Here is a 12,723-nt window from a genome sequence, read left to right as displayed (position 1 = left end):
CACCCGCGATGGCGGAACTGTCGCCGACGAGACTTCACTTGCTGGAGCACCCTTGCCCGTTCGCTTGTCAGCGGTCGGTTAGGTGCGATCACAGCGAGCGGATCTTGGTTGGTCCCGCCGAACAAATTGAATGAAGCCAATGGCTGCCGAATCGTTTTGTCTTCGAAGCGCTTGCTGTCGAACTTCCCTGCCAGTCTTGCTTGTGGGGATGGTGTGGTCACTGGGATCCGCAATTCGGCCGACCTTTGCCGACGAGGTTTCATTCAATCGAGACATTCGCAGCGTGCTGTCGGACAAGTGCTTTCTTTGCCACGGACCCGATGAATCCACCCGAGAAGCCAGTCTGCGATTGGATCTGCGGGCCGAAGCGATCGAAGGTGGGGCAATCGATCCCGGCGACGCCGATGCCAGCGAGTTGATGGCGCGGATCACCAGTGATGATCCTGATTTGGTCATGCCACCACCCGGCACTGGCAAGACAATCACAGACGAGGAGCGAATCGCGATTCAGCGGTGGATCGATCAGGGGGCCATTTATGAAGAGCATTGGGCGTACGTTCCGCCACGTGTTCCCGAAATACCGAGCGTTTCCAATTCGCAGTGGTGCCGCAACGACATCGATCGATTTGTGCTGTCGCGATTGGAAGCCACCCAGCGTTCCCCCAACCAGCCCGCCGACATCGCAACGTTGACGCGTCGATTGCATTTGGATCTGACGGGGTTGCCTCCCACGCTGGAAACGTTGGATCAACTCGCCTCGTCGGATGATCCCGAGTTGCTGTTGCAGCAACTCAGCGACAGCATGCTGGAATCCACTTCGTTCGGTGAGCGTTGGGCGCGTTGGTGGCTCGACGCGGCACGCTACGCGGATTCAGCGGGTTACGAAAAGGACATGCAACGCAATGTGTGGTTCTATCGTGACTGGGTCGTCGATGCGATGCACCAAGACATGCCCTACGACCAATTCATCCTGGAACAGATCGCCGGTGATCTGCTGCCCGGTGCCACGCAAAGTCAACGCGTCGCGACCGGGTTTCTGCGGAACTCGATGACCAACGAAGAAGGCGGGGCCGACCCCGAACAATTTCGCATCGAAGGCATGTTCGATCGGATGGATGTGATCGGCAAGGCAGTGCTCGGCATCACCACCCAGTGTGCCCAATGTCACACGCACAAATACGATCCGATCAGTCACCACGAATACTACGAAATGTTCGCGGCCCTGAATGATTTTCATGAAGCCTGCATCACCGTCTTCACACCCGAGCAAACGAAACAACGCGACGAAGTGTTGGCGTCGATCGAAGCGGCTGAAAAGGTGTTTCAACGCGAACATCCTGAGTGGCGTGAGCAGGTGGCTGAGTGGGCTCGGTCGCGACCTGGCAACAACGTCGCCTGGCAAGTGTTGCATCCCACCCAGGTTCCGTTCGAGGGCCAGAAATTCAACGTCTTGGAAGATGGATCGATTGTCAGCGAAAGCTATGCACCCACGAAAGTCAGCAACGACTTCACGCTGGAAACTCACGTGGGCACAATCACCGCGGTTCGGCTCGACGCGCTCACGCACCCGCAGTTGCCTCGGGGTGGCCCCGGTCGCAGCATTGATGGCACGGGGGCATTGTCCGAATTCAAACTCAAGATCACCCCGCTGACCAAAGATGAGAAGGGTGATCCCAAGCCGGCCGTTTGGGTGAAGTTTCATCGTGCGTTCAGCGATGCCAATCCGTCGCGGCGGACCTTGAAGCCGCAATACCGCAATCGTGATCCCGAACAGGACAAACGGGTTGTGGGACCGCCGGAATACGCAATCGATGGTGACGAAGCCACGGCGTGGACCACGGACATCGGGCCCGGACGCAGCAACCAATCTCGCCACATCGTGTTCGTTCCCGAAACCCCCGTCACGATCAACGACCAAGCCGAAGTCACGTTCACGCTGGTGCAAAAGCACGGGGGCTGGAACAGCGACGACAATCAAAACTTCTTGATCGGACGTTATCGCGTCAGCATCACCGACGCGGCTGAATTGCCTGCTTCCTCGGTTCCCACCGAAGCGGAATCCGTTTTGGCAATGGATCCCAATGATTGGACGAGTTCCCAAGCCCAACTCGCATTCACGGCATGGCATCGTTCGCTGGCGACCGCCGCACCCAAGAACGATGACGCATCCAAGAACGATGACGCGGCGAACAGTGATGACCCGTCCAGCAATGACGACCCATCGACGACAGCGATCGAAAAGGAATTGTTGACGCTTGATGCCCAGGTGGAATCGCTGTGGCAACAGTTCCCCCAAACAACGACCCAGCTTGTCGCACAAGCCACTCAGCACCCTCGCGAGACGTTTGTGTTCGCGCGTGGAGACTTCTTGAATCCGACCGACCCGGTCCAGCCCAACGCTCCCGATTTTTTGCACGAGATGCCAAGCGATGACGCACCGGACCGTCTGCGATTCGCCAAGTGGTTGGTGTCCAAGGATTCGCCAACGACCGCGCGCGCGATTGTGAACCGAATCTGGCAGGCCTACTTTGGTCGCGGTTTGGTTTCGACGCCGGAGGACTTTGGGTTTCAATCCGCCGCTCCCAGTCACCCTCAGTTGTTGGACTACTTGGCCACCGAACTGATGCAAAATGGCTGGCGGTTGAAGCACATTCATCGCTTGATTGTTGACTCGGCAACCTACCGCCAATCGTCCACGGTCCCGGATCAGGCCTGGCGAGATGACCCCGACAATCAGTGGCTCGCACGCGGGCCACGACACCGCATGGAAGCGGAGATGATTCGCGATCTGGCGCTGTCCGTCAGTGGTTTGCTGAACACGTCCGTCGGTGGCCCCAGCATTTACCCGCCGGCCCCAGGGTTTTTGTTTCAACCACCGACCAGCTACGGGCCCAAGATCTGGAACACGTCGACAGGGTCCGACCAATACCGCCGGAGTCTGTACGTGCATCAGTACCGCAGCGTTCCCTACCCGCCGCTGCAAGTCTTCGATGCACCCAAGGGCGATGCGGCTTGTGTTCGTCGCGAGCAAAGCAACACACCGTTGCAGTCGCTGGTGTTGATGAACGAACCTCAATTTGTCGATGCGGCACGAGCTTTGGCGGCACGTATTCTGCGGGAAGCATCCGCCGATGACGCTCAAAGAATTCAGGTTGCGTTTCGATGGTGCACCAGTCGCGAACCCGATGCCGAGGAAGTTCAAATCCTGCTGCGTTTGCTTCAGCAACAACGCGACCACATTGCCGACGGAAATTTGAATCTGCCGGAGTTATTGGGTGTCCCCGCAGGATTGTGCCAGCAACTCACCGGATTCGAGGCGGCTGAATTGGCGGCCTGGATGACGGTCAGTCGAACGATTTTGAACCTGGACGAAACGATCACCAAATCATGAAGTCTTTCAACATGCCTTTCTTGCAATCCGCCCCTTCTGACTTCACCAATCCCTCGCACTTCGCGCAGGGGTTGGATTTGATGAAGCGACGTTGGTTCCTGCAGCAATGCGGTCTCGGTTTGGGCCACATTGCGCTGACGTCCTTGATGGCCGATGCCGGTGAATTGGGCGTCGCCGAGACGGACCGGTCCCAGGTGGATCCGATGGCGCCCAAAGCCCCGCACTTTCCCGCGAAAATCAAGAATGTGATCTTGTTGTTCATGGGCGGCGGTCCCAGCCAGTTTGAAATGTTCGACTACAAACCGGATTTGGAGCGTCTCGATGGAACGCTGCCGCCGCCTGAATTGCTGGACGGTTACCGAGCGGCGTTCATCAATCCGAACTCCAAACTGTTGGGACCGAAATTCAAATTTGAAAAGAAGGGATCGGCTGGAACTCCGATCAGTGAATTACTGCCTCACACCGGCGGTGTGCTCGACGACATTTGTCTGATCCGCTCGATGAAGACCGACGCGTTCAACCATGCTCCTGCGCAGTTGATGATGAGCACGGGGTCCCAGCAATTTGGACGACCCAGCATGGGGGCCTGGACCACTTATGGACTCGGCAGCGAATCGCGTGATCTGCCTGCCTTTGTCGTTTTCAACAGCGGGCAGAAGGGCCCCAGTGCCGGGTCTGGGAATTGGAATTCAGGCTTCCTGCCTTCGTTGCATTCCGGGGTGGAGTTCCGTAGCAGTGGCGATCCGGTGCTGTACCTGTCCAATCCGCCTGGCATCAGCGATTGGTCGCAGCGTCATTCGCTGCAAGCGGTCAACGAGTTGAACCGGAGGCGATTGGATGTGGTCGGGGACCCTGAAATTGCGACCCGCATCAACGGCTATGAGATGGCTTACCGGATGCAATCGAGTGCACCTGAGGCGATGTCGCTCGCCAAGGAACCGGAGCACATCCTGAAGTTGTACGGTGCCGAGCCTGGCAAAATGTCCTTCGCGAACAATTGCTTGTTGGCTCGCCGTTTGGTTCAGCGGGGTGTTCGCTTTGTGCAACTGTTCCATGAATCATGGGATCAGCACGGTGGTTTGACGGGAGGCTTGAAGCGGAACTGTGCCGATACCGATCAGGCTTGCGCCGCGTTGGTCAAAGATCTCAAGCAGCAAGGCATGCTGGATGAGACGCTGGTGATTTGGGGCGGTGAGTTCGGTCGGACCCCCATGGTTCAAGGTGGCAATGACGGTCGCGATCATCATCCCAACTCATTCAGCATGTGGATGGCTGGCGGTGGATTGAAGTCCGGTTTGGCTTACGGGCAGACGGATGAACTCGGTTTCGATGTCGCGGAGAACCCGGTGCACGTGCATGATTTGCACGCCACGATCTTGCATCTGCTGGGATTTGATCACAAACAACTGACCTATCGTTTCCAGGGCCGAGACTATCGATTGACCGATGTGCACGGCGAATTGGTGAACGATATTCTGGCGTGAGCGAAGGCGGAGTCGAACGGTGTGCCCCACCGTGCTTTCCCGCTCAGGACCAGCGCATTGAAAAACCTCGCGGCCCGAAAGGAACGCGAGGTGAATCGAATGGTTCAAGTTGAATTCGGTTTTGAATTCAGCTGACCGAGGTCAGGGCGTCTTGCAGAGCGGCTTTGGGGCGAACGCCAACGAAGGTGTCCGCGATTTCGCCGTTCTTGAACAGCAACAAAGTCGGGATGCTGTTGATGCCAAACTTCTGAGCGGCACCTGGGTTGTCGTCGATGTTGACTTTGCCAATCTTGACGCCAGGATTCTCGGAAGCCAGTTCGTCGATCATGGGGGCAATTTGACGGCAAGGACCACACCATGGAGCCCAGAAATCGACCAGCACAGGGCCGTCGCTTTGGAGGACTTCGGAATCGAAATTGTCGTCGTTGAATTCTTTGACTGCTTCTGAGGCCATGGCCAAGGTCCTTGAACGTTACGGTGTTATTGGAAGAGTGATTTTAGGAACCGTCGGGAAACTGTCAATTTGCCTAACGGTTGATTTGGAGTCGGTGGGACAACCTGCCGCTCAGGACGAGTTGATTGGTAAAACGCGGCCGAAATGCGGTTTTCCGGAGGGGGCCGTCTCTCTTAGTGAAATGACCGTTTTGCAGAATGTCTCGCCAAATGGGATCCAGCGGAATCTGAACGATGGGAGTGGCTGGAGGCTAAAGGGAATGCAAAGCCTGGGCCAATTGGCCCAGAATGATGGCAGTGGCTCCCCAAACATTCACCGAACCATGCCGAAATGCGGGCACCGCGAAGGTCAGGTGGCCGGCGACGCAGTCCGGGTGGATTCCTGAACGCAGTGATTTGGTTTGCTGAATCATGTCAATTTGACATGTTTTCTCAGCCTGCGACTGCCGGGAGGTCGCGTCTTGCGTGGGATTCAAAACGGCTTCGATCGGGAAGTCGATGACTTCGTCCACCTCCGCGGGATCGGGGTGCCAATCGGGGGCCGGCGGATCGATCACGAACACGATCGGGGTGACCAAATTATCGCTGGCGTAAACGTACTGCCGCGGCAAATCACCGCAGCATCGGTGAACGTGAGCGGGGCCGCCCAGTTCCTCTTCAAACTCACGCAGGGCCGCACGCGAGGGAGTTTCTCCGCGTTCGATCCGGCCACCGGGGAAACAGATTTGGCCGCCATGATGACGCAGTGTCGTGGGACGCCGGGTCAACGGAATCATCCATGAACCCGTGGTGGGATCTTGGAACAAGCAAACCGCGACAGCCGCGTGTCGCGAATGGCAACGGTGAGGGCCACGGTGTCGACCGTATGCCAAATGCGGCGCCATCACACATCGAAAATCTCGATTGAGCGACCACGGTGGGAGGGCCTGGGTGGTCGATGGCGTCGAATCATTCGGCAGCAGATGTCGGGTCAGCCCATCGGCCAATTGGTCGGCATCGGTTGGAAGTTCGGTCGTCCAGGAAGTCGATTGGGGGCTCAGCACCGAAACCTCCGTGGGCCGGGGGGATCGCGACAGGACGCGATCAGACATGGGGGTGAAGTCGCGTGGCTTAGATCAACGTTTCGAGCAAGCGACGCAGTTTTCGAAGTTCCACGCGGTGGTCGTAATCTTCCATCGGTGTCATGTCGACGGTCAACGCACGGGTGTACTTTTCACGTTCCAGTTGGGTGACCAGTTTGCCGTAATCGACTTCGCCTTGGCCCACGCTGACTTGGAAAGCGTCTTTGCGGGTGTCGCGAAGGTGAACGTTGTGGACGAACTTCAGGATTTGATCGAAGCCCTTTCCACCGGCCATTGTCTTGCCAGCAGCGGGATTTTCATGAGCGGCCACCAAGGGCACGCTGGGATCGAGCGTCACGCCCAACCCATCGACATTGTTGCAAAGCACCAGCAGCGTGTCGGGATCTTCGCTCAGGCAGCCCAGCATCGACCGCACGTTGACTCGCACGCCTTCGCCTTCCGCGATGGCAACCAATCGCCGCAGGTGTTCCACTTCCTCGTTGAACGGGGTGCCTTTTTCGCTGGAGGGCACTGCGATGTTGACGACTTTGGTCGCCTTCGCGATCCGGCAAATGCCTTCAAAATCGGTGTAGTGTTGTTCGCCGGTGGAGTCCAACTCGACGCTGTACCCACTGATTTCTAAACGGTGGGTGTGCCGGAGCAACTGAATGCCGCGGTCTTCATCGCTCAACACGTCACTGGGACGGCAGTGAGCGGACGATTCATGAATCGCGATCTCAATCGCGGTGAAATCCAAATCCTGAAGCAGTTCGATCGAGGCCTGCAATTCAAGGTCTGGCCAGCATCGGGTCGAAGCAGCAACAAACACGTGGGAATCCTTTCAACAAAAAAATCAATGAAGTCAGTGGCCGCACGGTGGGACCACGACAAGTTTACCTATTCAGGAAAGCCTGCGTCACTGGTGTAGTCTTCGCAGAGTCACCATGTCAATTCGTTTTGAGCGGCTTCTTCAGGCAGCTTCGTTGAACAGTTCCCCACCACCGCGGTTTGATTTTTGACCACCCTTGGCATTGGGTTTTTCGTAGGTGGGGGGGGCGGCAACGCCAGCCAATCGGTCGAGCATCTCGGATTGAAACTGCGAAAGGTGGTACTGGCACACGAACAACGCATTGGCGCGTTGGTGTGTGGTTTTGATTTGCTCCGCCGCTTCGCCGCAGCGTCGTGCCAGGCGAGCGTCCTCAATGCGTCGAGACGCCAGGAGTTTCTCTGATAGGCTGAGCCCAGCCTCGGGGGCCTCGGGATCGCGAAGCAAAACGTCGCGGCGTTCCACCATGGCTTCCAATTGCGAAATCGTTTCCGCCAATTTCACAGTGGATTCATCCACTTGGTTGGGCTGCAAGGCGATTGTGCGGACGCGAGTTTCGTCCAGTATCAGGTCCATCGCCTCGGTGATTTGAACCAGATCGTCGACATAATCGGAGACCCGTTGAGTCCAAGATTCATGAGCAGACATAGCGTTGGTCATATTTCAGATGGAAGACGGTTGAGAAAAAAGATGCTGGGGACGGATGGGGATGCAAGTGATGGATGGCAATGAGCGAGTACTGATCCGGTGGTTCAATCAAGCTCGACGTTGCATTTGAAACAGTTCAAACATGGGATTGGCGATCGTGTCGGCGGAGGCTTCTGACATGGCCGCCACGAGGTGCTGATCCATCTGTTGTTGGAAGACCTCTTCGGTTCGCCCGCCATGGAAGTAGGCGGGTTTGCCGACCGATTCACGCATGGTCGACAACATGCTTCCGAACAAGGTTTGCCCGACAAAATCGCCAAAGGCTTCCTTCAGTGGTTCCGCCTCTTCGGTGCCCGTCTCATTGGACGAGGAGTTTGAAAGGGCGTCCAAGGTGGACTTCGATTCTGCACTGGGCCCCAGTTGCAACGAAGGTGTTTGCAGGGATGAAAGTCGGGAAGACGAAAGCGGTGACATGGCAGGTTCGACCTCGGAAACGAAAGTCGGCGATGGGAGGGCGGCTCAAAAACCGAGTGTCAGTCAATGTGACGACTCAGTTGTCTCTACCGAAAAATGACTTCGCCGTACAAGTCACCTTTCGCTTTCAGTGTTTTGATGATGGCGATCAAGTCTTCCGTGGGGACGTCTAAGGCGCCCAGTGCATCCGCCAAACTTTTGAGCTTGGCGGCCGACGGTGTTCCGTCCGGACCGACTTCGACGAATTGGCCTCCGCCACCGGCTTCGATTCGCAGGTTCCGATGAGTGACCAAGACCGGTGCGATCTCAACGTCTTCGCCGATCACCACCACGCCGTCGGCTTCATTGATCACAACGCGTTTGCTGCGATTGGCCAACTGAATGGGGATGTCCAACAAGAACGCGATGAACTTGATCGGGTTGTCGCGGTACAGCGGCGGCACCATGACTTCGACGTGCAATTGATCGATGGCACGCGCGTGGGCGGGCTCGCGAAGGTCGGCGCCGGCATTGTGGTTGGGGCTGGATAAACGCGAAGCATTGCGGTCACCCATCGTCAGGGAAGTCAAACTGTTGACCTCGTCTTCGATCCGTTGCGCGGTGTTGAAGTCCGCGAAGTCTCGGTCGATGATCAAGGTGATGCGGTCGTTTTCAACGTAGGACGCTCGCACGGTGGTTTCCATTTTCAGGCCGCCTTGGATACTCGCCGAAGTGGGCGGGGCATCCGCCGACACGGACACACGCCCTTCGGCCATGCCGTACACGGTGGGGTTGTCGGCGCGAGGCCCAAGCATCGGGGTCAGCATCAAGTAACCGCCGTCAAGGCTTTTGGCACTGATCGCATTGATGGTCACATCCAGCACGTCACCCTGCTGTGCACCGACCGTTGGAATGGTCGCACTGACGAAAACCATGGCCACGTTCTTGGCGTCGCCAACGTCTTCGATGTTCAGTCGTCCGGCGGCGTCCACGGCCATGGGACCACCCATCAACTGCATCATCCGAGCCAGCGCACGACCCTTGGGGGCGGCGTCACCATCGCCTGTGCCTTGAAGGCCAACGACCAAACCCAGGCCTTGCAGCGTGTTGGTTTCTTGACCCTTCAAGCGACACAGGTCGCCCAGTTTCAATCCACCTGCCATCGAGGAGGAGACACCGCACGAAGCGGCGACCCACAGGATCGCAGCGAAGAAAAATGGAGCTCGAGAAATGGATTGGTTGTTCATCAGAATGGTTTCAAACGATCAAAGGCACGTTGGAACCATCCGCGACGGTAACCGTCTCGCAATTGGCCCTGGTCTTGTTTGTTGATTTCAAGGTCGATCAGGTCACGACTGAGCACGACGTTGTCGGGCCCGATGTCTTGGGCGCGGCAGATGCCTGACAGCGACGTTTCCCAGAGGTTGTCATTGACCCGATATTGCTTGCGAGCTTCCACGACCAAGTTGCCGTTGGGGCGGATGTCCACAATCCGAGCCGCAATGTTGAACGACATCGATTCCCGCGATTCGACCGACGCTTCGGCTCGTGAGTTGGCGGTGGTTTGGGCGTCCACGGTTGGGTCACCCTCGGTTTGCGGGTCGGGGATCAAACCTCCGCTACCAAGGTTGATCCAGTCCGCCAGGGTGGCTTGGAACAACGACACGCGGCGTTTTTCCGTGTCGCCTTCGGCCATCATGCGGGCGATTTCATCGACCCGAATCGTGACGATGTCTTGGATCCGAAAGGCTCGCATCGGAGGAGCGGGCTGGTACGTCCAGCTGACTCCTGCCAATCCAACGGCAGGCGGAAGCGATTGGTTGTAGGCCGGTTGGGCGGCGTTCGGATTGGGAGCGGATGGACCGCCGCCATTGGCTGCTGAACCGTTGGGGACGCGTTCTGCCATGCCCGGTGGAAGGAACTCCGGTGGCATCACGGCAGCGTCCGCCCCCACGCCGGGAACCGCGCGTGCTTGTGTGTTGCTGGCGGGAGCCACCATGCCGGGACGACTGGCGGGCGCGTTGGGCATCCACGGCGGCGTGGCATGCAACAACGAAGAGTTTTGAGCGCTGGCGATACCGCTGGCGAACAGCAACGACATCGCAGTGGCGGCCAATGAGCGAGGCATGAAAGTCATGGTTGCGGTTGCCATTTGCGAGTGGGTTGATTCGCGAGGACGCGGTTCGGCTGGGTCACGATTTCGACGACTGACGGTTCGACGACCTTGGCCAGCAGACGTCGTTTGGGCGAGAGTGTTTCGATCTCGATCAGTTCATTTTGGGCGCCGTCGCCCAGAGCCTTGGCAGTGGTCGTCACGCGGATACCGCCGCCGGTCACTTGAACCTCGACCAAGTCACCTCGGCGAACCAATCGTGGTGCTGCAAAGTCACTCGGACGAAGCGGCACGTCGGCTCGAATCAGCCCCACGACTTCCATCCCGATCACTTCGTTCACGTCCATGACCTGGTCGCCCGAAAGATCGGTCACGGGGGATGGTTGCAAGTGAACGTCACCGGGACCCACTCGGTGCCCGCGTTGCAACGGACGTCGCGCGACGACCACGGCGGGTTTGGGCGTGAAGGTGACTCGGACAACGCCTTCGCAATCGTCGACCCTGGAGCGTGCATCGATTTTGACACGGCAGGTGGTGGGAGAGGAACTCTCGGCCGACCAAGTTGGGATCGGGTCGAGGAACCGAATCTCTCGAATGCCTTGCATTTCAGTCAGCGGGCCCACTTCCTGCGCAATGAAGAAGGCTTCGTAGTCAAAGGCGTCGGACAGGTCGCGGAATTGGTTTTTCAATCCGAGATGGACCCAGTGACTGAGCCGCTCTCGCGTTTCAAAATCCAATTCATCCTGCGGGGCAGAGGTTGGGGCAGAGGTTGGGGCAGAGGCGAATTCAGAGGCGGCCGGGGCTTCTAGCATCGCGTGGGCAACGTAGGTGTTGTCGATTGACTCTCGAAACGCCGAAACGGGTTGTGCGGCCATGGAGTGCGTGTTGCCCGTTGGGGATGGACTGCTGTCCTGAACGGCATGCACCAAGATCGTTGGATTCCCATAGATCTTGATGCGACCCGCTGTGGCTTGCCCGCCGACGATCAAATCCGCCAATCGATCTCGAGAAATTCTGGCGGGCGTTCCATCCAGTGGCATCAGACCCACGGTGGCATCGGCCAGGCGGGGCCAAGCCGCCATGTTCGAATGCAAGGGACGCACGACATCACGGAGCCGGATGATAGGGGAATCCGTGCTGGCGTTTTCAATGGCGGTGAATTGCCAACGTGTGTCCGCGTCAATCGTCTGGCTGTGTGGGCCGCTCGAACGAGGCTTGGTCGGCTGGAATCCTGCGTGCTGTTCGGGCTGGTCGGAGGACCGCATCGAGGCAGGCGAAATTCGCGGTGCAGGATTGAGATTGAACTTTGGGTCGACCCCATGGAAGGGTGTCCGCATCGCCGCGTCGGCGATGGAGTTGGCATCGCTCGGTGTTTGTGCCGGCAGGTGCAAGGAGAATCCAATCGAACACGCCGCTGCGCACGCGAACAACCACCCTCTTGCGAAGGCGGATCGGAACGACGTTTTCGGGATCGAATCCATCAAGGTTTAAAACCGTCGCAGTTGAGAGATGTTTTGCATGACTTGATCGCCTGCCTGGACCGCTTGGCTGTTCAGTTCGAACGCCCGCTGGGTCGTGATCAGGTCGATCAGTTCTTGGACCGGTTCGACGTTGGACGCTTCCAAGTTTCCTTGTCGAAGCACACCAATTCCGTCGGTTCCCGGGTTGTTGATTTGTTCCGGTCCAGACGCGTCTGTTTCCATGTACAGATTTTCGCCTGTCTTCAGCATCCCGTCCGGGTTGATGAACTGGGCGAGCTGAATTTGGCCTTGGTTGGTCAGTTCGGTTTGCCCCGGTTGCTGGGTCATGACTTCGCCGTTGCTGGTGATGACGAGGGCGGTGGCATCATTCGGAATCGTGATCGGCGGATCGAGCAAACGACCGACCTGCGCGGACCCCATGACCAATTGGCCATCCGCATTGATGTCGAGGTTGCCCGCCCGGGTGTACATCGTGTCTTGGCTTGATGGATCCACCACACGGAAGTAGCCGCTGCCTTGGATGGCGACATCCAAGTCACGTCCCGTTTGTTGCAAGGTGCCCTGCCGTTGATCGGTTTGCGTGCTGGTCACGCGAACTCCCAAGCCGACTTGGGTGCCGACCGCGGTGGGGGTTTGCGTTGCATCTTGCACGCCGGGGTACACCTCGGTTCGATACAACAAGTCTTCGAAGTTGGCGCGGTCCTTTTTGAAACCGGTCGTGTTGATGTTGGCCAGGTTGTTGGCGATCACATCGAGTTTGGTTTGCATCGCCTCCATGCCGGTGGCGGCGGTGTACAGCGTTTGAACACTCAT

General features: G+C 57.8%; 11 protein-coding genes. 2 read left to right on the top strand and 9 right to left on the bottom strand.

All coding sequences use genetic code 11. The annotated features are described in order from the left end of the window. The first annotated feature begins 130 nt into the window (after nt 1-130). The gene (locus tag RISK_RS19715) at nt 131-3,391 is read left to right on the top strand and encodes a PSD1 and planctomycete cytochrome C domain-containing protein (RefSeq protein WP_102017635.1); all 3,261 of its coding nucleotides are present in this window, start codon (nt 131-133) and stop codon (nt 3,389-3,391) included. Next, the gene (locus RISK_RS19710; protein WP_047816037.1) at nt 3,388-4,875 is read left to right on the top strand and encodes a DUF1501 domain-containing protein; all 1,488 of its coding nucleotides are present in this window, start codon (nt 3,388-3,390) and stop codon (nt 4,873-4,875) included. Before RISK_RS19715 ends, RISK_RS19710 begins: the two co-directional genes overlap by 4 nt. Nucleotides 4,876-5,002: 127 nt before the next feature. On the opposite strand, the gene trxA is transcribed toward RISK_RS19710, so the two are convergent. The 9 genes from trxA to flgG form a co-directional block, all read right to left on the bottom strand. Then, entirely contained in the window at nt 5,003-5,329 is a 327-nt protein-coding gene (gene trxA, locus RISK_RS19705; RefSeq protein WP_047816036.1) for a thioredoxin, read from the bottom strand. 250 nt (nt 5,330-5,579) lie between these two features. After that, the gene (locus RISK_RS19700; protein WP_047816035.1) at nt 5,580-6,419 is read right to left on the bottom strand and encodes an NUDIX hydrolase; all 840 of its coding nucleotides are present in this window, start codon (nt 6,417-6,419) and stop codon (nt 5,580-5,582) included. 19 nt (nt 6,420-6,438) lie between these two features. Then, nucleotides 6,439-7,218: a sugar phosphate isomerase/epimerase family protein gene (locus tag RISK_RS19695; RefSeq protein ID WP_047816034.1), complete on the bottom strand. Its 780-nt coding sequence runs from the start codon at nt 7,216-7,218 to the stop codon at nt 6,439-6,441. A gap of 141 nt (nt 7,219-7,359) precedes the next feature. Further along, nucleotides 7,360-7,863 carry a hypothetical protein gene (locus RISK_RS19690; RefSeq protein ID WP_047816033.1) on the bottom strand — a complete coding sequence of 168 codons (504 nt, stop codon included), beginning with the start codon at nt 7,861-7,863 and terminating at the stop codon, nt 7,360-7,362. Between the two features lie 108 nt (nt 7,864-7,971). Beyond that, nucleotides 7,972-8,337 carry a rod-binding protein gene (locus RISK_RS19685; protein ID WP_047816032.1) on the bottom strand — a complete coding sequence of 122 codons (366 nt, stop codon included), beginning with the start codon at nt 8,335-8,337 and terminating at the stop codon, nt 7,972-7,974. 86 nt (nt 8,338-8,423) lie between these two features. Then, nucleotides 8,424-9,563 carry a flagellar basal body P-ring protein FlgI gene (locus RISK_RS19680; RefSeq protein WP_047816031.1) on the bottom strand — a complete coding sequence of 380 codons (1,140 nt, stop codon included), beginning with the start codon at nt 9,561-9,563 and terminating at the stop codon, nt 8,424-8,426. Beyond that, the gene (locus RISK_RS19675) at nt 9,563-10,453 is read right to left on the bottom strand and encodes a flagellar basal body L-ring protein FlgH (protein WP_047816068.1); all 891 of its coding nucleotides are present in this window, start codon (nt 10,451-10,453) and stop codon (nt 9,563-9,565) included. The genes RISK_RS19680 and RISK_RS19675 overlap by 1 nt, the downstream gene beginning before the upstream one ends. Next, nucleotides 10,450-11,910 carry a flagellar basal body P-ring formation chaperone FlgA gene (flgA, locus tag RISK_RS19670; RefSeq protein WP_047816030.1) on the bottom strand — a complete coding sequence of 487 codons (1,461 nt, stop codon included), beginning with the start codon at nt 11,908-11,910 and terminating at the stop codon, nt 10,450-10,452. Before flgA ends, RISK_RS19675 begins: the two co-directional genes overlap by 4 nt. 6 nt (nt 11,911-11,916) lie before the next feature. Next, a complete protein-coding gene (gene flgG, locus RISK_RS19665; protein WP_047816029.1) occupies nt 11,917-12,723 on the bottom strand; it encodes a flagellar basal-body rod protein FlgG in 807 nt (268 codons plus the stop codon).

It is taken from the genome of Rhodopirellula islandica (genome assembly GCF_001027925.1).
In the GTDB taxonomy this organism is placed as follows: domain Bacteria; phylum Planctomycetota; class Planctomycetia; order Pirellulales; family Pirellulaceae; genus Rhodopirellula; species Rhodopirellula islandica.
This window is presented reverse-complemented; position numbering and strand designations above follow the sequence as displayed.